18 protein-coding genes and 1 pseudogene are annotated in these 22,944 nt (G+C 66.1%); 11 read left to right on the plus strand and 8 right to left on the minus strand.

Features of this window, described 5'->3' with window-relative positions:
* From H577_RS16470 to H577_RS17130, 4 genes are all read left to right on the plus strand, one after another.
* On the plus strand, nt 1-292 hold a 292-nt coding region (locus H577_RS16470), incomplete at its 5' end, for an IS256 family transposase (protein ID WP_036285071.1).
* Nucleotides 293-441: 149 nt separating this feature from the next.
* Nucleotides 442-1,662 (plus strand): acyl-CoA dehydrogenase family protein, encoded by a 1,221-nt coding sequence (locus tag H577_RS0112475; RefSeq protein WP_084516222.1) that lies wholly within the window; start codon nt 442-444, stop codon nt 1,660-1,662.
* A gap of 53 nt (nt 1,663-1,715) precedes the next feature.
* Nucleotides 1,716-2,396 carry a DUF433 domain-containing protein gene (locus H577_RS0112480; protein ID WP_029146227.1) on the plus strand — a complete coding sequence of 227 codons (681 nt, stop codon included), beginning with the start codon at nt 1,716-1,718 and terminating at the stop codon, nt 2,394-2,396.
* Entirely contained in the window at nt 2,396-2,815 is a 420-nt protein-coding gene (locus H577_RS17130) for a PIN-like domain-containing protein (protein ID WP_156876653.1), read from the plus strand. The genes H577_RS0112480 and H577_RS17130 overlap by 1 nt, the downstream gene beginning before the upstream one ends.
* Before the next feature lie 176 nt (nt 2,816-2,991).
* Here H577_RS17130 and H577_RS0112490 read toward each other — a convergent pair whose 3' ends face one another.
* From H577_RS0112490 to H577_RS18300, 4 genes and pseudogenes are all read right to left on the minus strand, one after another.
* Complete coding sequence (locus H577_RS0112490; protein WP_245570400.1) at nt 2,992-3,414, minus strand: type II toxin-antitoxin system VapC family toxin; 423 nt, start codon at nt 3,412-3,414, stop codon at nt 2,992-2,994.
* Nucleotides 3,398-3,631 carry a FitA-like ribbon-helix-helix domain-containing protein gene (locus tag H577_RS0112495; protein WP_029146229.1) on the minus strand — a complete coding sequence of 78 codons (234 nt, stop codon included), beginning with the start codon at nt 3,629-3,631 and terminating at the stop codon, nt 3,398-3,400. The genes H577_RS0112490 and H577_RS0112495 overlap by 17 nt, the downstream gene beginning before the upstream one ends.
* 123 nt (nt 3,632-3,754) lie before the next feature.
* Nucleotides 3,755-4,927: an ATP-binding protein gene (locus H577_RS0112500; RefSeq protein WP_425411321.1), complete on the minus strand. Its 1,173-nt coding sequence runs from the start codon at nt 4,925-4,927 to the stop codon at nt 3,755-3,757.
* 195 nt (nt 4,928-5,122) lie between these two features.
* Nucleotides 5,123-5,524: pseudogene (locus H577_RS18300) on the minus strand (AlbA family DNA-binding domain-containing protein); the annotation flags it as partial.
* A gap of 298 nt (nt 5,525-5,822) precedes the next feature.
* Here H577_RS18300 and H577_RS0112505 point away from each other — a divergent pair.
* Both H577_RS0112505 and H577_RS0112510 read left to right on the plus strand, forming a co-directional pair.
* Nucleotides 5,823-6,788 carry an alpha/beta hydrolase gene (locus tag H577_RS0112505; RefSeq protein WP_029146231.1) on the plus strand — a complete coding sequence of 322 codons (966 nt, stop codon included), beginning with the start codon at nt 5,823-5,825 and terminating at the stop codon, nt 6,786-6,788.
* Nucleotides 6,789-6,839: 51 nt separating this feature from the next.
* Nucleotides 6,840-7,859 (plus strand): helix-turn-helix domain-containing protein, encoded by a 1,020-nt coding sequence (locus tag H577_RS0112510; RefSeq protein ID WP_029146232.1) that lies wholly within the window; start codon nt 6,840-6,842, stop codon nt 7,857-7,859.
* Nucleotides 7,860-7,925: 66 nt separating this feature from the next.
* Here H577_RS0112510 and H577_RS0112515 read toward each other — a convergent pair whose 3' ends face one another.
* Nucleotides 7,926-8,621 carry a GntR family transcriptional regulator gene (locus H577_RS0112515; RefSeq protein ID WP_029146233.1) on the minus strand — a complete coding sequence of 232 codons (696 nt, stop codon included), beginning with the start codon at nt 8,619-8,621 and terminating at the stop codon, nt 7,926-7,928.
* 166 nt (nt 8,622-8,787) lie between these two features.
* On the opposite strand from H577_RS0112515, the gene H577_RS0112520 reads away from it, so the two are divergent.
* The 4 genes from H577_RS0112520 (at nt 8,788) to H577_RS0112535 (ending at nt 12,671) form a co-directional block, all read left to right on the plus strand.
* A complete protein-coding gene (locus tag H577_RS0112520; RefSeq protein ID WP_084516226.1) occupies nt 8,788-10,086 on the plus strand; it encodes an ABC transporter substrate-binding protein in 1,299 nt (432 codons plus the stop codon).
* The gene (locus H577_RS0112525; RefSeq protein ID WP_029146235.1) at nt 10,083-11,024 is read left to right on the plus strand and encodes a carbohydrate ABC transporter permease; all 942 of its coding nucleotides are present in this window, start codon (nt 10,083-10,085) and stop codon (nt 11,022-11,024) included. Before H577_RS0112520 ends, H577_RS0112525 begins: the two co-directional genes overlap by 4 nt.
* Nucleotides 11,021-11,845: a carbohydrate ABC transporter permease gene (locus H577_RS16480; protein ID WP_051192015.1), complete on the plus strand. Its 825-nt coding sequence runs from the start codon at nt 11,021-11,023 to the stop codon at nt 11,843-11,845. The genes H577_RS0112525 and H577_RS16480 overlap by 4 nt, the downstream gene beginning before the upstream one ends.
* A 133-nt stretch (nt 11,846-11,978) precedes the next feature.
* Nucleotides 11,979-12,671: an N-acetylmannosamine-6-phosphate 2-epimerase gene (locus H577_RS0112535; RefSeq protein ID WP_084516229.1), complete on the plus strand. Its 693-nt coding sequence runs from the start codon at nt 11,979-11,981 to the stop codon at nt 12,669-12,671.
* Nucleotides 12,672-12,779: 108 nt separating this feature from the next.
* Here the strand turns inward: H577_RS0112535 and H577_RS0112540 are convergent, their stop codons facing one another.
* From H577_RS0112540 to H577_RS16485, 3 genes are read right to left on the minus strand one after another with little or no spacing between them, the layout of a single operon-like run.
* Complete coding sequence (locus H577_RS0112540; protein ID WP_084516231.1) at nt 12,780-15,023, minus strand: 3'-5' exonuclease; 2,244 nt, start codon at nt 15,021-15,023, stop codon at nt 12,780-12,782.
* 3 nt (nt 15,024-15,026) lie between these two features.
* On the minus strand, nt 15,027-21,350 hold the full coding sequence (locus H577_RS0112545; RefSeq protein WP_029146238.1) for a DEAD/DEAH box helicase: 6,324 nt from the start codon (nt 21,348-21,350) through the stop codon (nt 15,027-15,029).
* 48 nt (nt 21,351-21,398) lie between these two features.
* Complete coding sequence (locus tag H577_RS16485) at nt 21,399-22,253, minus strand: tyrosine-type recombinase/integrase (RefSeq protein ID WP_051192016.1); 855 nt, start codon at nt 22,251-22,253, stop codon at nt 21,399-21,401.
* A 266-nt stretch (nt 22,254-22,519) separates the two neighbouring features.
* Here H577_RS16485 and H577_RS0112555 point away from each other — a divergent pair.
* On the plus strand, nt 22,520-22,944 hold a 425-nt coding region (locus H577_RS0112555; RefSeq protein WP_029146239.1), incomplete at its 3' end, for a hypothetical protein.

Consider the following 22,944-nt stretch of genomic DNA (forward strand, 5'->3'; position numbering starts at 1 on the left):
ACCCGACCTGACCGCGTTCGCACCGCTACCGCGCGAGCACTGGCAGAAGGTGTGGTCGAACAACCCGATCGAGCGCCTCAACCGGGAGATCAAGCGCCGCGCCGACGTCGTCCAGATCTTCCCCGACCGAGACTCCGTGACCCGCCTGATCGGCGCCGTCCTGCAAGAGCAGCACGAGGAATGGTCCTACGGGGAACGCCGCTACTTCTCCGACACCTCGATACGCAAACTCGTCCACACCCTCCACGACCACGCCGAACCCACACGCCCCGAGCTCTACCTCACCGCCTGACCCCCCCCAGGAAGCAACCAAAATGACACCACCCCACGGGACTTGACCCGGCCCGGGCGGCGCAGCACCGGATTGGAGGAGTTCTGCCGCACGTCGCGCCGCCGCCATCGTCCCGTCATGGGTTGCCACCGCCGCGTACCCTGTCGATCATGACCGCCCCCGAAGCATCCGCCGCCTCGCCCACCACCCAGCCCGCCACCCAGCCCGGCGAAGCGGCGCTGGCCGCGGTGTTCTGCATCGACGAGCTGCTGCCGGCCGACGCGCGGCAGTGGCAGCAGCGGGCGCGTCGGTTCGCGCGCGAGCAGATCGCGCCGACGATCGACGACGACGCCGAGCGACAGTATTTCCGCCGCGAGCTGGTCGCAGGACTCGGTGAGGCGGGGCTGCTGGGCATGCACCTGCACGGATACGGCTGTGCCGGGGTGTCGGCGACCGCGTACGGGGCGGCGTGCCTCGAGCTCGAGGCGGTCGATTCGGGCTGGCGCACGTTCGTGTCGGTGCAGGGTTCGCTCGCGATGACGGCGATCGCGCGGTTCGGTTCCGAGCAGCAGAAGCAGGCGTACCTGCCCGAGATGGCGGCGGGCCGCATGATCGGATGCTTCGCCCTGACCGAGCCGGCGGGCGGCAGCGATCCGGCGGCCATGACGACACAGGCGCGCCGCGACGGCGACGACTGGGTGATCTCAGGCGTCAAGCGGTGGATCGGCCTGGCGTCGGTCGCCGACATCGCCATCGTGTGGGCCGTGGTGGACGGCACGGTGCGCGGGTTCGTCGTCCCGACCGACGCGGCGGGATACTCCGCGACGCCGATCGACGGCAAGCTCGCGATGCGCGCGTCGATCCAGTGCGAGGTCGTGCTCGATGACGTGCGCGTGCCCGGTGAGGGCATCCTGCCCCTGGCGCAGGGGCTGCGCGCGCCGTTCTCGTGCCTGAACGAGGCGCGGTACGGCATCGTCTGGGGTGCGATGGGTGCGGCGCGGTCGTGCCTCGAGGCGGCGCTCGGGCGCGCTCGCGAGCGCGAGGTGTTCGGGCGCGCGATCGGGGGTTTTCAGCTGACCCAGGCCAAGCTCGCCGACATGCTCGTCGAGTACGAGAAGGGCGCGCTGCTTGCCGTGCATCTGGGGGCGATGAAGGATGCCGGGACCCTCACGCCCGCGCAGGTCAGCGTCGGCAAGCTGAACAATGTGCGGCAGGCGATCGCGATCGCCGGGCTTGCGCGGTCGATCCTGGGTGGGGACGGCATCACCGCCGAGTTCCCAGTGATGCGGCATCTGGCCAATCTCGAGGCGGTGCGCACCTATGAGGGCACCGACGAGGTGCACGCGCTGATCCTCGGCCGGGCGCTGACCGGCCTGCCGGCGTTCACGTAGCGGCTGTGGACGACTCCCTGACCCGTGTCGGCCGCCGGTGCCATGATGGTGCCATGATCACTTCTCTCCTCGATCGAGCGATCTACTCCTACGCGGATGTCGATCGCCTCGTGGGGCTGCATGCGGGTACGTCGCGTCGGTGGCTCGAGGGGTACGAACGTGCGGGACGCATCTACCAGCCTGTGTTGCGTGAGGAGCCCACGGGCAGCGATGCGGTGACATGGGGAGAGATGGTCGAGGCGCGGCTGCTTGCGGAGTTTCGGAGCAAGGACGTGCCGGTGCAGCGGTTGCGCCCTGCGGTTGCGCGGTTGCGCAAGGAGTTCGGCCAATACCCGTTGGCGCAGGCGAGCCCGTTCCTCGACGTCGAAGGGCGCGAGCTGGTGTTGCGGGTGCAGAAGGAGGTCGGCCTTGAGCGACCACTGCGGTTTGTGGTCGTGCGCAGCGGTCAGGTGATGTTGTCGCACGCGTCGGAGCGGTTCACCGACGCGGTGGAGTACGAGAACGAGGTCGTGCGGCGTCTGAAGCCCGATCTGCGGACGCCGGACGTGCTGATGGATCCTGCGCACACCTTTGGTCAGCCCGCCGTCCGCAACGTGCGGACGGAGGCGCTGGCCGAGGAATACCGCGCGGGGACCACACGGGAGCAACTCGCAGACCTTTACGAACTCACTGCGCGGCAGGTCGATGAGGCGTTGCGGTTCGAGCTCATCGCCGCGGCCGAGCGCGCCGCATGATGTCCAGCGCGTTCTCGCCGGTGTATTTCACTGACGAGAACGCGCTCGGTCTCGGCAAGCTGTTGCGGCGCAGCGGCCGTGACGACATCGTCTACCCCGGGCACGAGGACCTTCCCGAGGTGCCGCTCGGTGCCCGAGATGTCGAGTGGATGCAGGTTGCCGGTGCTCGCGGGTTCATCGTGCTGACTCGTGACCGCCGCATACGTACGCGGCCTGCTGAACTGGCCGCGTACCGCGAGTTCGGTGTCTGCTCCGTGTGGATCGGTGCGAAGCGCGACCTGCGTGCGCAGGACCAGGTGGAACTCTTCCTCAAGCACGAGGATCGGATCCGGCGCGCTGCGGCACAGCTGGGGGCCGGCCCCTGGGCACTCGTCCTGGGCCTCTCTGGTCTTCGGCAGATCGCTTTGCGTGAGGGCTGATGTACAGCGGTTTCATTCGGGCGCGATGCGCATCACCCGCGGAATGGTCGGCCGCGATCGAACGGTCCCGCGCGTGAGTTATCGCGCTACCGCGCGAACGCGCCACGGCGCGAACGGGTCGCGCACGGAGCAGCGACCGTGACCGGCCATCGGGTGGAAGGCCGGCGCGAAGCGGCTCACCGATACACCTCGACCGGGCATCGCACGCCCGATGCGTGGGCGAGGCGGGCGTCGCCGGTGATCAGGGGCGCACCGAGGTGCTCGGCGAGGGCGACGTACCCGGCGTCGTAGCTCGACAGGTTATCGCGCAGCTCCCACGCACGATCCGACAGCAGTGACCAGGGCCACAGTTCGACCGGCAGTGCCTGGGCGACCTCCCGCGCGGCGGTTCCCTGCGCAGGGGTCAGCCGATGCCCCAGCACGAGGCCGCGCACGCCGCTGTCGACTTCGGTCGGCAGGATGTGCGGTGCGTGCAGGTCGGTCGCGGCCAGCCTGTCGGCAAGGGCGGATGCGGCATCCGACCGTGATGTCCCGAGGGCGATCACGACCGAGGCGTCGACGACGACCGGCTCGACCGACAGGTCATCGACGCGTGGCACCGACGGCCTCGACGATGTCGTCCATCGCGATGTCGGGATAGGACTGCGCGTTCAGCCGTGCGCGCGCGATCGCCTCGGCGGCACTCGGCGTCGACGCGAGGCGTGCCAGCTGCAGATTGAGGTACTCCTGCATCGAGCGCCCGGAGCGTGCAGCCCGCGCCGCAAGCTCGTCACGCACCTCATCAGGCACGTTGCGCACCGTGATCGTCACCGTCATGCCGCCATTCTACCTGCGGTGCATGCAGTACGCCTGCACTCAGGCACCTGCGACCCACCTCCAGCCTCCCGCGCCGAGCGCCGCCGGCGGTTGCCACTTGCTGCTGCATAGTCACGAGGGCGATCAGTTCCGGTCCTCCTCGAACAGTGTTTGCTGCGCGCCTTTGGATGTGACTCGGTACCGCGTGTTTCTACTGCCGCGTCCGGGGATGTTCTGCTCGATCAGCCCCTCGTTCTTGAGCGTCCGTAGCCAGTGCTCCGTCGCCTTGGTACCGAGGTCGAGGGCGTCGCTGATCTCGGTCTTGGAGAGTTCTCCTCGGTCCAGCAGCAGGTTGACGATCTGACGCCGCCGGTTCAGACGTGGCCTGTGACGCCCCTCGCTGATCGACCGGGCGTATTCGGAGAGGCTGTAACTCGCCCCGCGTCGCACGCCGGTCTGCGTCACCAATTCACGGGCAACGAGGTCCTGCAGTTCTCGTGTGGCCCGGGTGCTGTCGCTGATGCCAGTAGCCGCACGATAACGGGCGTTGGTCATGACGTCATTGCCATGACGCATGAGCGCAAGGCCGATGCACTGGGAGTCAGTGAGCCCTTCGCGACCGACCAGCTGGAGCCATGCGACCGTCTCCTCGTCAAGAAGGGTGTGGTTGGGGAAGATCACCTGGAACGATGTCGTGCCGTCCTTGAACACCGGAGGGCTCATTCCGGCCTCTCGAAGGGCGGCGAGCATGGCACGAATACCCGAGCCGCGATTCTCGCATACAGTGCGGTTCTCGCCAGGGATCTCAACATCCTCGAGAATCTTCAGCAGAGACCCGTTTCGTGACGAGGATCTTCCTTCGTCGCCCAAGTGATCGATGTCGACCGCGCCGAAGAGACCGCCGGGGTTCATGATGCGGAGGCGGTCGGGGTACATCTCGATCTGCACCTGCATGCCTCGCGATCCGGGACTGAGATCGCGATGGACGAAGGCATTGACGATCGCCTCCCGAAGCGCTTCCGGCGGGTATTCCCAGAGGTCACGGCGGCCGACACCTGACACCAGGGCTCGCTTCTTCATGTTGCGGTGCACGACGGCGAGGGCCTCAGCTGCCATCGTCGGGATCGAACCGTCGATCGAGGCGTTGTCGAGAAACCGCACTCCGGATGCGGCACGCGTCCCCTCGACGGTCGGATAGGACACGAACGTGACATTCAGTTGTGGGAAGAACTGCTGAGGGTATCGGCCGAGTGCGAGGAGGCCTGCCAGAGTCGGATGGTCCCGCGCGTCGGAGCCCTTGGAGATCACCTTGGTCATCCGGAGGATGACATCGTCAGGCTCATCTCTGAAGATCCGTGCGTTGGTACCGGTGCGCATACGGGTCGTGAATTTGGCAACGCTCTCGGCGTCGAGGTCTGCAAGGGTCGCATCGAGAACCGGTTCGTGGTCGAACTGCGGCTGCCCACGGTCGGCTAAGAGTTGCTGGACCTCCTGGGAGGTGAGTCTGCGGTCGCCTTCTCCAACGCGAATGAAGGATCCGTGCGCCATCCCTCGGCTCTTGACGTAGCAAGGTTTCTGCTCCCGGGGAAGCTCGGGGATATCGGCTATGACGAGGGTTGCGTCATCGACTTCGACGAGTTCGATGACCGGTTGGAGCGGCGGATCCATGCTCTCCCGCGCTGTTGAAGCGAGATCTGCCACCAACTTGCCCGGATCCCGTGGCTGCACCGCAGTGAAGTTCGTGCTCTCGTCCAGGCCGAGGATGATGGTGCCGCCGCCGGGTGTGTTCGAGAACGCAGAGAGTGTCTCCACGACAGACTTAGGCAGGCCCATTCCCGCCTTCTTCGCCTCGACGCCGACAACTTCCGCCCCGAACTTCCGCAGAGCTGCAACCAGTTCGACCCCGTCGCTCATGTCGACCTCCTCATGGATACCCACTTAGGATCCTACCCCAAAGTGTTAGGATGTGGCATCCAGAAATTAGGATGATACGCGTCAGCCGACGATGGCACCGCCGTCGACGCGCTCGCGCCCGGCGAAAGCCCCCGCCATCTGGCTACCCGACCGCCCCGAACTGCGCCTACGCGGCGGTGCCGGCGGGCCGGGCGCGATGCGAGCATCGGAGCATCGCCGGGCTGCGACACCCCAGCCAGAGCCACGCAGCCGAAACCGCGGCATCCGTTCGACCGAGAATCGACCGAAGGAGATCGATATGACCACCGTGTACACGCCCCCGCCGTTCGACCCTGAACTGGCCGCAGCCCTGGAACTTGCGGCCGGGATGATTCCGCCCACGATCACGCCCGAGATGATCCCGCTGATGCGGCAGATGCCGGCCGACCCGACGCTGGCGGACCAGATCGCGGCGGTGGGTGCCGTGCACGAGGAGCACACGATCGCCGGGTACGAGGGCGGCGAGATCATCCTCTCGGTGTTCCGGCGGCAGGACCAGACGGTGCCCGGTCCGGGCATCTACCACATCCACGGCGGCGGCATGATCCTCGGCGACCGCCTGCAGGGCGTGCAGGGGTTCCTGCCGTTCATCGCCAGTCACGGCGCGGTGGTCGTCTCGGTCGAGTACCGGCTCGCGCCGGAGTTCCCCGACCCGGTGCCGGTCGAAGACTCGTACGCCGGCTTGGTGTGGACGGCCGAGCATGCCGGCGAGCTGGGGATCGACCCCTCGCGGCTCATCGTCGGCGGGGCGAGCGCGGGCGGCGGGCTCGCGGCCGGCGTCACCCTGCTGGCCCGCGACCGCCGCGGCCCGCAGTTGCGCGCATCGCTGCTGATCTACCCGATGCTCGACGACCGCAACGAGACCGTGTCGTCGCACCAGATCCAGGGCATCGGCGTGTGGGACCGCGCCAGCAACGACACCGGGTGGGACGCCTACCTCGGCGACCGCCGGCGCACCGACGCGGTGTCGATCTATGCCGCTCCGGGGCGCGCCGAAGACCTCTCCGGGCTGCCGCCGACGTTCATCGACGTGGGCAGCGCCGAGGTGTTCCGCGACGAGGACGTCGCCTACGCGTCGCGCATCTGGGCGGCGGGCGGCGTCTGCGAGCTGCACGTGTGGCCGGGCGGGTTCCATGGCTTCGACGGGCTGGCCCCGCAGGCGCAGCTGTCGATGCGCATGGTCGAGGCGCGCAACAACTGGATCACCCGCATGATCGACGCGTAGTCGGCTCGTCGCGCCGCGCGTAGGGTGGGGCGCGACGACGAAAGGATGCCGATGAGAGAGCTCGCCGGCCGGCTTCTCGCCCTCGATCCCGAAGCGAGCGAGACCCTCAAGGTGATCGCATACTTCGACCGTCTGATCGACGGACGGGTGGGGGCCGAGGGGATGCTGCGCGGCGCTGCCACGCTCGCCGGTGCGCCGGTGGGTCACGCCCGGCCCGGTGCCGAGCGGGGCCGGCGATTCGGGCCGGATGCGGCATCCCTGCCTGACGGGTCACCCGACGGCTGGCCGAGTGTGGGCTTCGGTGAGGGTGCGGTCGTATGGCTCGAGCGGTCGGGTGAGGCGCACGCGAACGACGCGATGGTGCTCGAGCGGCTGGCGATCGCGCTGTCGATCCTGTCGACGCGGCTCGACACCGTGGCGCCCACGCGGCAGGCGGTCGAGACGCTCGTGTCGGCCGACGCGACCGACGAACAGCGCGACGAGGCGCTGCAGCGGCTGGCGCTGCCGGTGCACGTGCCGGTGCACGCGGTGGCCGTGCCGACCGGCGTGCCGCTGGCCACGGCGGCACCGCATGCCGTGGTGGCGACGCGGTTCGGTGTGGTGCGTGCGGTGCTGACGGTGGTGGATGCCACGGGCCTGGCGCCCTCGGCCGGCATCGGTGTGGCGGCCCATGTGGCGGGCGAGATCCCGCAGTCGTGGCGGTCGGCGCTGATCGCGCTGCGCCTGGCCGACCCGTCGCGGCCGGTCGTGCGAGCGGATGAGCTGGGCGCGCTGCTGGCGCTGTTCGAGGTCGAGGATCAGCGTGCGGTGCCGCATCCGGACGTGGATGCCGTCGGTCGGGCGCTTGCCGCGCACTGGACCGAGTCGCTGCTGCGCGGGCTGTCGGCGGGCGCGAGCCACCGGGCACTGGCGGCCGAGGCCGGCGTGCACCACTCGACGATGGGGGCGCGCGTGCGCGAGTTGACGCCGATGCTCGGCTTCGACCCCGCCACGCCGGTCGGCCGCACGCGCCTCGACGTCGCGCTCATGCTCTACCGCTTGGCGAACACCCGCTTCGACGGGGAGCGGTGAGGCGTGGCAGCTCGTAGTTGGTTCCGGGTGACTTCGCTCTCGCTCGCCGCATGCATGCCGGTGCTCTTACCGGATGTGGTCGACATGCAGCTCGTACATGTCGCCGCGGTACAGCGAGAGCGTGGACTCGATCATCCGACCCTCGCTGTCCTGCGCACGCGCACGGACGGCCAGGCACGGTGTGCCCTCGGGTAGGTGTAGCAGCTCCGCTTCGTCGGAGCCGATGGCGACCGCGCGGACACTTGAGGTGGCGCGCTCGATCGCCACGCCGTACTGCTCAGAGAGGGTGGCGTAGAGCGATCCGGTGAGGTCCTTGCCGAGCAGGCCGGGAAAGCGTTCCGCCGGCAGCCGTGTGCGGTCCACCGCGATCGGCAGATCATCGCCGAAGCGCAACCGTCGGATCAGGTATGTCTGCGCCCCTTCATCGACTTCGAGTTCGGCCGCGACCTCTGCATCGGCGGGCGACATAGACAGCTCGAGGATCTGTGAGTGCGCGGTGCGACCCACGCTCTTCATGGACTCGCTGAACGACTTCAGTGACAGGCTGCGCACCATCGGCTGCTGGGCCACGAACGTGCCCTTGCCGCGGATGCCGACGATGCGCTTCGCGTCGAGCAGGATCGTGAGCGCTCGCCTGGTCGTCATCGGCGAGGTGCCGAACTCCCGTGACAACTCTTCCTCGCTCGGCAACGGATCACCGGGGTTCATCGTGTCGATGCGCGCCGAGAGCTCTCGGAGGACGCGGAGGTACTTGGGAGTCATTGTCTTCTGCCGCGAGCATAGCGGGTCACCGTCGCCGCCTTCACGCGGTTCCGGTGCGGTCGCGTCATGCCAACGAAACATGGTTGACGCTCGTGAGGTCGGATGCTACCGTACAAAACCCTAGGTTTGAGAGGCAACCCTAGGGTTAAAGGGGAAAGAGACATCAATGAAGACGAACTCATCCCGGCGTCCCTTGCGCCGCACAGGTGTGCTCCTCACGGCCGCGCTGACGGTGGCGGCGTTGTCGGCGTGTTCCGGAGGGGGCGGCTCGTCCGCGGGCGGCGACCTGACGGTGACGTACATGGACTCGGGCACCTACAACAAGGCGGCGGAATCGATCGTCTCTGACTTCGACAAGACGAACGACGCGCACGTCAAGGTCGAGGCGTTCCCGTTCGCCACACTGGGGCAGCAGAACGCGACCGACCTGATCACCGGCACCGGTGCCTACGACGTCATGTCCACGAGCGCCTGGGACGTCGAGTTCTACAACCGCCTCGCCCCGCTGAACACCCAGCTCGACAGCTGGAAGAACAAGAGCTCCTACATCCCCGAGCTGCTCAAGGACGGTCCCACGCCGTACTACGACGGCAAACCTGTCGGGCTGACCTACGCGGCCGACGCATACGGCGTGTTCGTGAACACCAAGTACCTGCCCGCCGACACCACCTTCGACACGTGGACTGACCTCATCGATGCGGCCACCAAGTTGAAGAGCACCCTGCCCGACGGTGTGGCACCGGTGTCGTTCGCATTCGGCGCGGCCGACCAGATCCCGTCCATCTTCCAGGGCGCATACGACGGCTTCTACATCACCAAGGACGGCAAGTGGGGCTTGGATGACGAGAAGGCCGCCGCTGCGCTCGACCAGACCGCAGCCATCGCCAAGCTGGGGCCCGCGAACGCCGCGTCGCTGAGCATCGATGAAGCGAACGAGCTCTTCCTCGGCGGCAAGGCCGCGATCCTGATCGGCTGGCCGAGCTTCGTGCGCGGCCCGCTCAACGACTCGTCACGCTCGACCCTCGGCGACGGCTGGGCTCAGGTGCCCTTCCCTGGCCCCGGCACGCCGGCGCTCTCGTCGTGGTCGTTGTCGATCTCGAGCCTCGCGAAGAACAAGGACCTGGCGTGGAAGTGGATCGACTCGTACGTCACCCCGGAGAACGCAACGAAGTGGATGTTCAGCTACGGCATCGGCTCCCCGTTCAAGAGCACCTACGAAGACCCGGAGCTGCTGAAGAAGCACGCCAATGACCTGCCGATCCAGTCGGCGAACCTGTCTCGAGCCATCCCGCTTCCGCTGACGCTGAAGGCATTCGATGCGTTCATCCGGCCGATGAGCCAGTTCATCACCAGTGGGGGATCGTCCGCGGATGCGGTGGCGGCCATCGAGGCGGGCTGGAGCAAGCTCGAGCTTCCTAAGGCACTCATCCCCACGGCGACCGCGAACGGTCTCGTCGAGAAGTGACGACCTTCGCCCCGGCAGGGAGGTCGCGTCGCACCCGCAACGCGACATCCCTGCTCACCACCCGCCGCGACACGCTGTTCCTGTGGGCGTGCATCGTTCCGGCGATGCTCGTCGTGCTCGTTCTGCAGGTGTATCCGCTGGCCGACGCCAGCGTGCTCTCATTCCTCGACTGGTCGATGGCGACGTCGGCCGAGCCGGGCAAGTTCATCGGGTTCGGCAACTACGAGAAGATCCTCGGTGACCCGGTGTTCTGGAGCGCGGTGCGGGTCAGTGCCACGGTGACGCTCGCCGGTGTGGCCATCCAGCTGGTTCTCGGCACGGGGATCGCGGCGTTGCTGCGGCCCGGTCGTCGCGTGCACCGGATCGCCCGTGCTGTGCTGGTGCTCCCCATGGTGATCGCGCCTGTGGCGGCCGCGAACATCTGGAAGCTGATGTTCAACTCACAGAGCGGGTCGGTGAACGTCGCCCTTGGCGCACTCGGCATCCATGGGCCGCAGTGGCTCGCCGACCCGGTGTGGTCGGTGGTCGCGATCATCATTGTGGATGTCTGGCAGTGGACGCCGTTCGTCATTCTGGTGATGGGGGCGGCGATGCTGTCCATTCCTCAGGATCTGGTCGAGGCGGCAAGCGTTGACGGGGCGGGCCGGTGGCGCACGTTCGCGCGCATCGAACTGCCGCTGCTCACAGGAGCGATCGCCCTGGTCGTCACCTTCCGCGTGCTGGACTCGCTGCTTCAACTCGACACGGTCTATGCCCTGACGCAGGGCGGACCCGGGTATGCCACCTACACGCTCACGTACTACCTGTATGCGCTGGGTCTACGGGACTTCGAGATCGGGCAATCCGCCGCGGGGTCGTGGCTGTTCATGATCGTCGTGACACTGATCATCGTCGTGATGTTCCGCATCGACCGTCGATCACAGAGGAGCTTCGAATGAATCGGCGGCTGCGCACGGGCCTGCTCACGACTCTGGTCATCGTGATCGTCGTGGTGTGGAGCATCCCGTTCTTCTCATTGCTCGCGGCGAGCCTGAAGACCCCGGCGGACTTCTTCCAGCCCGCGTTCTTCGCCCCGAACCCGACCTGGCAGAACTTCGGCGAGGTGTTCTCAGATCCGAAGACATTCGTGATGCTGCGTAATTCGCTCATCATCGCGTCGCTGACCACGGCGGTCTCGGTCGTGTTCGGAACGCTGTGCGGGTACGGGCTGGCACGCCTGGGTGTCAGGCCATGGGTGGTCGGGGCTGCGGTCTTCCTGCTGTTGTTCTTCCGCTTCTATCCGCGTATCGCCATGGTGATCCCGTTCTTCGTCATGATGCGCGATGCGGGATTGTTCGACACGCCGTGGGCCGTGGTCCTGGGGCACCTGGGCATCACGGTGCCGTTCGTCACGTGGCTCATGCTGATCGCCTTCCGAGGGGTGCCGCACGAGATGGACGAGGCGGGTGCGCTCGATGGTGCGAGCGTGCCGCAGCGCTTCTTCCATCTGGTGCTTCCGGTGGTCGGCAGCAGCATCGCGACGGCCGCAGTGCTCACCGCGGTGCTGAGCTGGAATGAGTTCCTCATCGCGCAGTCGCTGACGCGGTCGAGCAATCCGGTGCTGTCGACGGGCGTGGCATCCTTCATCACTGACGCCGGGGTGCAACTCGGCCCGATGGCGGCATTGAGCGTGGTGATCTGCATGCCGATCGTGGTGTTCGCGCTGCTGATGCAGCGTCACTTCGTCGCCGGCATGACGATGGGTGCGGTGAAGGGATGACGCCGGCCGCACCGCCGGTCTGCCGTTCGCTGCGGGCCGCGCGGCACATCGTGCGCGTGGCGAATGGCTGCGGAGGCCTCTCGACGATGACGTCTGAAGGCGAAGGGACGTCTGACGGTGACGGGGTGCCGCAGTGACGAGGTATGCGCTCGCCGACGCGATCGGATGCCTCGCCGGGGGATTGATCGTCTCATGCCAGGCGTATCCGGGTGAACCGATGCGCGATCCTCGCACCATGGCGCAGATTGCCCAGGCTGCGGTGGACGGCGGTGCCGTCGCCGTTCGGCTGCAGGGGCTGGACGACATCCGGGTCGCGGCACACCTGCCGGTGCCGGTGGTCGGGCTGTGGAAGGACGGTAACGCGGGCGTCTACATCACGCCGTCGCTCGAGCACGCCGTTGCCGTGGCGGATGCCGGCGCGGACGTCGTCGCACTGGACGGCACGCGCCGGCGGCGGCGGGATGGGCGGACACTGGTGGAGACGATCCGCGCGTTGCGCGTCGAGCGAGACGTGCTCGTCATGGCGGATTGCGGCTCGCTCGACGACGCACGGGCGGCCGAGGACGCCGGAGTCGATCTGATCGGAACCACCCTGTCGGGGTACACGGGTGAGCGCGCTCGCACCGACGGACCGGATCTCGAGCTGATCGCCGAGGTCGCGCGGCGGTGCGACGCTCCGGTGATCGGCGAGGGGCGAGTCCGCACACCCGACGATGCCGCCGCGGTGCTCGCCGCCGGAGCCCTGGCGGTGTGCGTGGGCACCGCGATCACACACCCCGCGTCGATCACGGCACGGTTCGCCCGCGCGCTCGCGCGCGGGGCGTGACAGAGCGCTGCGCAGGTGGCAGTATGCCCGCGAACGGGCCAATGGTGCGGGGCCCTGCGCCTGGCGGCTACTCGTTCTCCTCTTCATCCGTGTCGTGTGACAGGCGGCTTACCGTCGCGGCAGAAGCACTGACGGCCGCCCGGCCCACGTGATCACCAAGACATCGCGCGCGCGGCTTGCCGCCACATAAAGCAGCGACCGTTCGCGCAAGAGAACGTCCTCCCGTTCGGCAACTCCCGCTCTCTCGAGCACGGCACGGTTGGGGATGACGCCCTCCGAGACATCGAAGAGAATCACCCGGCTGAACTCCATACCCTTCGCGGTGTGCATCGTGAGCACGACGGGTGTGGTGCTCAGAGCTTTCGCACTCTTCAGATGGGTGAGATCGATGTTGCGCCGCGTGCACTCTTCTCTCAGACGCGTCGCTCGATCATTTGTGCGGGTCAATACCGCGATCGTCGCAGGATCGACGCCCTCCGCGAGCCAGTCTCTGATGAACTCCGCCACCACATCGATCTGCGCCGCGTCCGTCTGCTTTCCGCGGATGAGAGGCTCGGGCCCGCGGCGGGCCGAGCGATAGCCGCCCACTGTCTCAACCGCTCCTTCGGCGTCCACATACTCCATACCCTCCAGCACTCCGAGTGCGTAACCAAGGTTCTGGGAAGTGGTGCGGTAGTTCAAGGTCAATCGTCGCGACCGTCCGGTGATCTTGATTCCGTAGCGGCTCAGCGTGACCTTCTGGCCGTATATGCGCTGGTGGATATCTTCGGCGATGAACAGATCGTCCCGGCCGGGCCGCGCCAACGCGCGGAGCATCTGCCAGTGTGTGGGAGTGAGGTCTTGCCCTTCGTCGACGAGGATGTGATCGACGCGCAATGCTTCCGCGGCCGGTGACTCCTCAAGCCAAGCCGCAGCCACTGCGGATAGTTCCGCCCAGCTCAGCGTGCGGTGTAGACGCGCATCTCGGCGATAACGATCGACGATCTTCCAGAGCTCTGCCCGCTTCTTCCGGTCCAGTGCGAGGCCGCGGCCGGGGCGGCGAGCACTGAAGTACTCCTCGGCTGTGGAGATTCGATTGGGAAGGATCACCTGGAGATACTCGGCAGCAAGAAAGGACGCGGTCTGTACAGCCTCGGGCAGGTCGGGATCGACGTCCGCGATTGCCTCGTCCCATCCCGCATCGTTCGACCTCAGTGAGGTGCCGGCCTCGATGATCGCACCCAGAACGCGTTCTCCCGCGTTCCCGAAAGCCTCGCCGGCATGGTCGCGGATCGAGACCGCAAGTTGGTCAACACCGCGGACGAGAGCACCTGGGGATCCGAGTCCGCGTGCCTGTGGGATTGACGGGTCAAGCCGCTCAAGGTCGCGCTGTAGATTCTCTCCGAGGGCTCGTGTGAACGTCGTGAGCACGATGGAAGCGCTCGGGCTGGCAGCGACGAGGTTCCTTGCTCGGTGCAGGAGGACCACGGTCTTGCCGGTCCCCGCCCCGCCCGAGAGCCTGAACGGACCGTTCCAGTGCCCGGTCGCATATTTCTCCTGCTCGGGGTGGAGGAAGACTCTCCAGGCCCCGAAGTCCCCGTTGTCGATGATCCGGCGCAGTTCTTCATCGTCCCCGACGATGGTGAACTGCATCTTTGAGAGTGGTCGATGGAGCCCCCGGAGAATCCGATCATCCTCTGTCTCACCGCTGGCCACATCTTCGGGTTGTGTCGCTGGCTCCTCATCGCTGGGTTGATCTAGCCCAAGCTCCAGTCGGATCGTGGGGATCGTGTCTCCCACAGCGAGACTGAGACCGGCAGTCTGCTGCCATGCGTTTTCCAGGGCACCGACGAGATCGAGAAGCTCTGATTCGGACTGGGCGGCGAGTAGCCGCCGAGCAGTTGTGGGGTCGAAGCCGAGCAGGTCGGTGAGGTCGGCGAACGTCCGGCCGAATCTCGAGCTGAGGAATGAGACAGGCTCGGGAGCGGCCGGCATGGAAGACGTCGGGATCCACTTCTTCGGCGCTGCCTGATCCGGCATTGTGTCGGCGATGAGCTCTACTGCACCGTTGACCGCGTTAAGGTTCACCCTGAGTGTGCGAGCCCGGCGAATCGCCTCGTCATGCTCCCAGGTGCCCGCGTAGACGTAGGTGCGCTCGTGCCCCATGGAGTCGAGCCGGTACAGTACCGCTCGCCAGGAGCCATCGACTCGCGCCGTCCGAGCGCGGGAGTCGACCGCGTTCTCCATCTTCTCAATGTGCAGACCAACGCTGCTGTCGTCCTCCGCCAGCTTCGCAAGGAAGTTGAAGACCTTGACCTTGAGTGCTTTCTCGGTCGCGTGGTCTTTGACCTTGGTCATGACGATGTTCGGCACGTCTCAGTCACGCTCCTTCTGCGCGGCGTCAAGCGCCGTCATGATGTGGTGCAGATCTGGTTCCACGAGGGTCCATCCCTCGCGCGCGAGTTCCGCAATATCTGCATCGTTGAGATGAATCCGCGCGGCGATCCTCAGATCGGGCCATGAGATCCCAACCGGGATGCCGTCGCCTACCTCCTCGCCAATGGAGGGGATGGGCGCGTCGGTCTTGGCAAGCTCGATGAGGAGGTCACGTTCCCTTCCGAAGGCCATGTCGACGGCCCCGCTCCAGTGAGGCGGCACTTCTGGAGCAGTGGCGGCAGCGTGCGTGATACCGACCTCGTCCGCAAGGCCGCTCGCGGTGGTGATTATGGCCTTGTTCACCGCGCCGCGCTGCCCGAGCAGGTTGCTCAAACGCAGCCAAAGACGCCAGGAATGCACGAAATCCTCATCTCGGAGCGCGCTCTCCCGGTCATCGAGCACCAGCATGGTTGTCGTTTCGACGTCGTCGATCAGCTGCGATGCCCAGACGAGTGGACCCTTGTTCACGACCCATGCCCTCGTCGGATTCTCCACTCCCGGGGCGGTCCCCGACAGCACCTGGCGGAGGACCGATTCCAACCCGGATTCGGGAAGGTCGATGAACTGGCCAGCCGGCTGCATTGCCATCGTTGGCAGGGCTCGACCAACGGCCTGCCACTGGTCATCGGCCTGCCCCGGGCGCTGAATCCAACCCATGAGTTCAGTGATCGGGTTGGCGGTGACACGGTCGAGCCAGCTGAGGGCGAGGCCATAGGAGCTCGTGAAGTTCGCAGCGAATGTGGGGTCAAACCAGTCCACGTCAGGTTCAGGATCCCCTGATTCGGCACGTTTCAGGTCGTCCCATGTGATCGCCATGACGCGATAGCCGAGGTCTCGCAGAGCCTGTCTCTTCTTGGCATCCTCACGCAGCACGTTTACCTGTACCGACGCGTGATAGGCGAATCCATCAGTGTAGATCGCCAGCGGCGGCACTCCTCCACCGAACGGCTCTAGCACGAAGTCGGGCTTCGTCGCTCCCAAGGCGACCTGAGGGCGCAGGAGCCATGTCCGATTGCCCAGTGTCACTTGCACCCGGTTGCCTGTCTCACCCGGCAGCTCTTTGACAGCTGCACCCAAAGACTTCGCTCGGCCGATGAACACCTTGCGGAAGTACGCCTCGAGGGAGCTTTCCACGACGGGAGCGGCACCTTCGGAGACGTCCCATGTTCCTTCTCCGAGGAGGTCTCGGAGCGCGCGTTCGGCGCTCGCGCGTGAGACGAGGTCGGCATGGCCGCCGGGTGCGTATGGCAACAGGCAGAGGTGGCATGCGGCGCGCCCCTCATGCTGGCACTGACAGTCGGCGACAATCTTGAGAGCTGCCTGAAAGAGTTCGCGTACACGGTCGGGAACTGCCATGTCGGCGAGGTACCCGGTCCCGCCTGGCACTGTGTCATGAATCAGTAGAGCAGGTACGTTGGTGTCTTCGCCCTGAACCGGGTCAACGATGCGCTCGATGCGTAGGTGATCGGGGTCGCCGCCGATGATCTCCCGCAGGCCGAGTTGTACAGCAGCGGAGAAGCTCGGCACGGCGAAGCTGTCGCCCACGGTCAGTGACGGTGGCATCCGCATCACCAGCCCTTGCGTCCTGAGCGTGCGTGATAGTGCGATCGTACGCACCTGTTCTTCGCGGGCGTTGCGCAGACGGCACCAGGCACGGTGCTCTCGTGCGCTGTTCGCATTTGTTGAGGTGTCGAGCTTGCCGCATGCTTCGCAGACCCGGAACAGTGGCGCATTGACGTCCTCACCAGCGAGCAAGCGGCTCTGTCCGTGCTGCGAGCGGTGGCCCATGTTGAGCCACCGGATCGTGAGGCTGCGCAGATACGAGACGCCGAAGCCAGACTGTCCGACGTACCACCGGCGGATGACATTCTGCGGATCGATGTCGGCCGCGACCTTGATCGTGAACGGCTCCCGTTGACGTTCATCACGTGCATCGTTGATGGATGCTTCGTCCTTGCGTACCTCGGCGTATGCGCGTCTGAGTTCGACGACGTCGAACTGCTGGGCAGCATCGGCGATGCCCTTCGCGAGGCAACGCGGGCATTGAGTCGGTGCCGCGATGCTGCCAACGAGCTGCTCGCTGTACCCGCACTCCGGGCAGAACACCCACCGCTGCACAGCGGCGCCCTCGACACCGAGATCAACCGCGTCGACTTTCATCTCGAGGCCGCGTGCATAGAACATGGCGCCCGGGGCAAGTTCTGAGATGGCGGATGCCGCACCCCGGTCGAAGCTCTCAGCTCCGTGTTCCCAGGCGTTGGTCTCTTCATCGAACCAGGTCAGCGAGACATTGAGTTCAACGGTGTCGTCAAGGAGTGTGTAGTTGGGGAGCAAGCCCGCGCGTTCGAGCGCGGAGATCCACGGATCGTTCGTGTGAGCGCGGATGAGCGCGCCAGTCATCTTGAGGGCAGATTGCGCGGAGCGCAGGCGCGCCTTAACCTCCTCGTCGTCCTTGGTAGCGGGATGCTCTGCTTCTCTCTGCAACGCAGGTAGGCCGTCCTCGATCTCCGTCCGTCGTCGGAAGAGCAACTCGCGCTCATCGTTCCACCGCTGGACCGCGCCGAACACGTCGGCCGCAAAGCCACTCGTACGTGGCCCTGAACTCGGCACTGACCAGGCGCGCAGACCATCGCGGGCCCACGGCGCAAGAGTGTGGAACTCGGCGAGGAACTCAGAGACGCGCTCGGGCCCGGCCTCAGCATCCTCGATAACCCGGTCGAGGAAGGTGCCTGGCTCCGCAGTGGCAAGTACGTCGCGGGCGATCCGCGGTTGCTTCTCGGCAAGACTCGCCTGCCGGTCACACAGGTAGGCAATGAACTGTCGCTGCAGGATCTCCTCGGCATCGAGATACGTCGCTGGTGCGCGCACCTGTCCGTTGATGACGCTCAGTGGCTCGCCTACCTTCGGAAGCTGATCGCCGCGGCCCTCGACGAACGCCAGCGACAACGCGTTCCCGGTCAGGCGCCCTGCGCGGCCGACGCGCTGCAGATACGACGCTACGGTCTTCGGTAGGCCGGCGAGCATAACTGACGACAGGTCGCCAATGTCGATACCCATCTCCAGCGTCGGCGTCGCGACGAGCACATTGGGGGTGTCGGGCCGCATGGCCGACGCCTTGAATCCCTGCTCGTACCGCAAGCGGACTTCGTCTGTGAGCAGACTGGAGTGTTCGCGGGCGACGACACTACGCATATCGCCCTCTTCATACAGGCGCAAGTAGTACCCGCCCTGCCGCCGCTCGCGGCGCAGTCGTCCGGGGCAACGGGACGCCATGCACGGGGCGCCCTCGAGTTGATCAATCACGGTGACCGTCCCGGGAATCGGGCTTCGGCAGACGTCACAGACAAGTAGGTGTCGACGGGCCTGACGGTCTTCCTCACGCACCGGGGTGACGGTAATCAGGGCAGGATCGATCTGATAAACAGCGGTGCTGCCCGAGTTGATCTCTACACCTGTGACCAGGCCGACACGCTCGAGTTCGACGAGCAGGGCACGGGTGAGCTTGGCCCCGTCAGGCGCCGTGACGCCGAGCACCTGCTTCGCCCAGATCGTGAACCAGCTCTGCGGTGTGCCTGCTACGTCGAGGTGCGTGCGTTGAGCGTCCGTTCCGACCGGGGCGTTACCACCCACTCGCGGGTATCCTGGGGCGTCGCGTCCGCGCGGGAACGCAGGCATCCCGACACCGCGCGGCCGACCGCCCCAGACAGCCCACCGTCTTCCGTCGCTCTGGATGTACTTGGTGAACCACCTGTGCTCGATCGCCCCACGCTCTCGCATTCGTTCGAGTACTCCGCGGACCCACTGCACGAGTTGACGGTCGGTCGCACCGTCGGCGTCGGAGTCTTCTCCGAGCTCTGCCTGGCGCGTGTAACCCTTCACGACCCGTGCGCCAATGCTGGCGAGTTTGGCCGGTGACCCCGCATCCACTTCAGCGGCGAGTGTGCCGGTGAGTTCGAGAGTACGGCCCACCCGCGACTGCAGGCCAAACTCGAGCTCAACGTCAAGCAGCAACCGGTCACGAACACGGCGGCGCACCTTAGCCGGCACGTCGATGGCGCGCGGCGTTGACCAGAACTGCTCGAACTCGGGACGTTCAGCGATGTCTGGGGCTAGCAATCGAAACCGCTCGACGGGGGTCTCAGCACGATGGAGAAGCTCTTCGACGAGCGTGTCCAGACCCATCGTGCGGTTGCCGACGGCGTGGCGGATCGCGTTGCGCAGCCCGAAGACGTGCGAGCGGCTCTGCACGAACCCCGCACGATGCGCGGCATCCTGGACGCTGTCGGTGAACACCAGCGCCTTCTTCTCGTTTGTGTCGAGCGCGTGGTCGGCGAACATCGTCGTGACCGCTACTGACAGCATGGTCGCGACCGCCGAACCCAGGAACCGGATTCCGTCCCGACGCTGACAGGATGGACACTCGTCGTTGTCCGAGCGCTCGCCGATGTCATCACCCGTTACCATGAGCACCGGGATGCGCGTAGCCGTCGTCTCGGCGCCGTCAGAGTTGGGCTCGATCAGCCACTCGCGTACATTCAGCCACCGCAGTCCGTCGAGGTCGCGATCTGTACTTCCGGCGGGTGCTTCTGCTGCTCGTGCTGCCTCAGCCGGGGCATACAGGAGAGCCCGGAACCGACTATTCGCATGCGAAGCATGGTTGGCGCGAATCGGCGTGTCCATAGGTGCGAGCGTGGTCCCCGTGGGCTCCAGTTCGATACCCCATCCGCTGCGCCCGCAGTGGCGGCAGAAGATCGCCGGAAATTGAGCCGGGGTCTCGTCGCCATCAACGCCGACGCGGAAACCGTCATCACTCCATGACAGTGTGACTTCGGGGGTCGCTGCTCGGTCAATGCGGGTGAGCGCGCGCATCCATAGGTGCAGGTCGATGGAGAGCGCCGCGCGCCCTTCGACGGCGCGCACATGGCTGAGCGCGGCGATTAGCGCCGCCGCGAAGTTCACGCGGGAGCCGCGCCGAGCTTCGTAGGTCTCTGTCGCTCCCAGGCCCGCCGGGATCAGCAGGTCCGCCAACTCATCGAGCGCGATAGCGTTGCCTGTCTGTTCGATGAGCGCCTCGGTGATGGGGTGTGCTCGCAGTAGGTCGAGGTGATCCGACGGCTCGAAGGCCGGGGGCTCGCCTGCTGCATCTGCGTAAAGAGCACCGATCACCGCGTGAGTGATGGCTGCCGAGTCCCGGGCGCCTTTGACCTGTTCTTCAACGAGACCATTCACCCGTTCAACGAGAAGCACGTCGACCGCCCGCGGTCTAAACCCGCGCGCCGCCACCCGAGCGGGTGCGTCACCGATCCACTCGCGTGCTGACAGGCGCGTCTCTGTGACGACGGCCGAGGCGTCGAATCGCTCGCCAAATACCGTGTTTGCGAAGGCGATCATGCTCGAGGGGTCGTTCTGGTCACCGAGGGTTGCCGACGTCGCGACTGGGGTGATGCGTGTCGGGTCGCCGCCATTGCGCGAGACGGCGAGGCCGAGGCGCCGCAGCAGCATGGCCACGTCGGTGCCCTGCGCGCCGTCATAGGTGTGAAACTCGTCGAGCACCAGGTACTGCAGGCTCTTGGCGCTCTGTTGCCAAAGTGGCTGGTCGGCGGGCCGCAGGAGCAGCCGGTCGAGCATCTTGTAATTGGTGAGCAGGAGATCGGGCGCTTCGGCCCGCATCGCCGCTCGGTCGTTGATCAGCCCATCGGGGGTGACGTCCGTGCGTTTGACGTGCTCCTGCCCGGTGTAGATCGCGGCGCGCACGCCGCTCAGTGCCGAATTGGTGGTGATGATTTCGGCGAGACGTCGGGCCTGGTCGTTGGCTAGCGCGTTCATCGGGTAAAGGATCAGGGCCTTGATGCCGCCCTGCCCAGCGCGCTTCGTGCGCTGCACGTGATCGAGGATCGGGTAGAGAAAAGCTTCGGTCTTGCCGGAGCCAGTACCCGTTGTCACCAGGGTTGGCAGAGGCGCCGGCTTCTGCACCGTGAGGTTCGCTGTGCTGAGGCGCGCGAACGCGACGGCCTGGTGCCCGTAGGGGATGAATCCGTGATCGTCGTACCACTCGAGGGACTGCCGCCAGTCGCCACCCGCCGTGCGGAACGGGACGCGCAGTCGTACATATGGTCCCTTGAAGATCCCGTCGACGGGGTCGCGCAGGAACGCCTCCAGCGCGCGCCGCGCATCGGCATCCGCAAGCGCGAAGGTTGTCGCCAAATAGTCAACAAGGCCGCGCTGGATGTCGTCCGCCTGCAGGGTCGGCAGCAGCTCACTCACAGCCTCAACTTATCGGAGGGTAGAGACACTGCAGACCGGCCCCCGTATTCAGCTCGTCCGAGATTGGCGCCAGCGAAGCGAACGCAGGGCGACGGCATCCCGCACCTTGCTGTCGTCGATCGCGACGTAGCGCTGCGTCGTGGCAAGTGATGCATGACCGAGGAGGGTCTGCACAAGACGCAGGTCATGGGTCTGCTCGTGGATCTCGGTCGCGCATAGGTGACGCAGTTGATGCATCGTCGTCCCTGCCGGCAGCGCGCGTGAGACGAGCGTTCCCACCCAGTGGGGCGAGAGGGGCCCGCCCTGCGGATTCGGGAACAGATAGCCTTCGGGCGCATCACGTAGGACATCGGCGATGTCGTTGGGCAACGGGAGCACACGCTGCTTGGCCCCCTTGCCGTGCACGATGAGTGACCAGCCGACAAGGTCCTGCACGAGATCATTCACGGGGTGAATCTGGGCAACCTCCGCTCGCCGCATACCGAGTTCGTTAGCGAGGCGGAGCATGAGGGTGACTCGGGCATCGGATGTCGCGACCGCGCGCTGGACTGCGGAAGCCTCGGCGGGCCGCGGGTGAGGCTCCTGCGGGCGGACCATCGGTAGGGACTCACCGATGTTCGCGTTGGTGCGCTCGGTGCTCAAGCCCCACGCCCAGAAGCGTCGTACCGAGGAGCGGAATGCCCGCGCGGTCTCGCGACTCCACATCTTGCTGCCCGTCCAATCGAGCAATGACTGTGCGGTCAGTTCCCATGGAGTCGGGGCAAGGCCCGCGCGAGCGATCCGGCGGAGGTGATAGACCCGCAATTCGATGGTCTGCGGTGAGAGGCGCATGGCGTGCATGGCCACGCACCACGACGTGATCTCGGCGGCCCAGGCGGGCGGCACGGGGATGGGTGATCTCATGCCACAACTTTGGGCTTCTTCACTGCTGGGAGCTACCGCCCCGCCGTGCAGCAGCGGGAGGCCGCGCGAACCCCCCAGCGTGTGTCTGAGGAATTGCCTACAGGATGGGCCATGGGAGGCGTCGTGGGCATGCGGCACAGCCCAGACCTACAGGTTCGGTTGGGCTGATCCACCCCGAGACCCACTTCACCGATGAGAAGGCGGGGCGCCTGCGGCGGGCAACGTATCGACGACTTCGACGGCACTGGGCATTCGTCAACGAGCTCATGCTGTTCGAGATCGACCATCACGTCTCATATGGCGTCCAGATCTACGCCAGCTCGCGTCATCCGGACTTTCTGCAGGCGTCGTCGCTGTATCATCCCGACACAGCTGTACGTTCCCTCTCTCTCCTCAGGAGCGAACATGATGGTTCGGGTGCTGAGCCGGGGTTGAAGGATGAGGAGGGTCGCTGGGATCTGCGTCCGCACGCCAGCCGCATCCAGCACGTCGACGAGGACACCCTCCGCACCTGGCACGCGATCCTGGAGACCGACGACGTACCCATCGCCCAGACACGCATGGTCTACACCGTCAACAAGTCCACCGCCGCAGTTCTCTCCAAACTGGCTGCTGCACCCCGCATCGGTTCACTTGGGCTGCAGTTCTCGGCTGGCTGGCATGAGACGAATGACAGAGCCAAAGGCTACTT

The sequence above is a fragment of the Microbacterium luticocti DSM 19459 genome, assembly GCF_000422405.1.
Classification (GTDB): domain Bacteria; phylum Actinomycetota; class Actinomycetes; order Actinomycetales; family Microbacteriaceae; genus Microbacterium; species Microbacterium luticocti.

Excerpts from the sequence above, each read along its gene's own strand:
- H577_RS16480 (WP_051192015.1), top strand. The coding sequence starts at position 11,021 with ATGAATCGGCGGCTGCGCACGGGCCTGCTCACGACTCTGGTCATCGTG.
- H577_RS0112515 (WP_029146233.1), bottom strand. The coding sequence starts at position 8,621 with ATGACTCCCAAGTACCTCCGCGTCCTCCGAGAGCTCTCGGCGCGCATC.
- H577_RS0112520 (WP_084516226.1), top strand. The coding sequence starts at position 8,788 with ATGAAGACGAACTCATCCCGGCGTCCCTTGCGCCGCACAGGTGTGCTC.
- H577_RS0112475 (WP_084516222.1), top strand. The coding sequence starts at position 442 with ATGACCGCCCCCGAAGCATCCGCCGCCTCGCCCACCACCCAGCCCGCC.
- H577_RS0112500 (WP_425411321.1), bottom strand. The coding sequence starts at position 4,927 with ATGACCAAGGTGATCTCCAAGGGCTCCGACGCGCGGGACCATCCGACT.
- H577_RS16485 (WP_051192016.1), bottom strand. The coding sequence starts at position 22,253 with ATGAGATCACCCATCCCCGTGCCGCCCGCCTGGGCCGCCGAGATCACG.
- H577_RS0112480 (WP_029146227.1), top strand. The coding sequence starts at position 1,716 with ATGATCACTTCTCTCCTCGATCGAGCGATCTACTCCTACGCGGATGTC.
- H577_RS0112510 (WP_029146232.1), top strand. The coding sequence starts at position 6,840 with ATGAGAGAGCTCGCCGGCCGGCTTCTCGCCCTCGATCCCGAAGCGAGC.
- H577_RS17130 (WP_156876653.1), top strand. The coding sequence starts at position 2,396 with ATGTCCAGCGCGTTCTCGCCGGTGTATTTCACTGACGAGAACGCGCTC.
- H577_RS0112505 (WP_029146231.1), top strand. The coding sequence starts at position 5,823 with ATGACCACCGTGTACACGCCCCCGCCGTTCGACCCTGAACTGGCCGCA.
- H577_RS0112495 (WP_029146229.1), bottom strand. The coding sequence starts at position 3,631 with ATGACGGTGACGATCACGGTGCGCAACGTGCCTGATGAGGTGCGTGAC.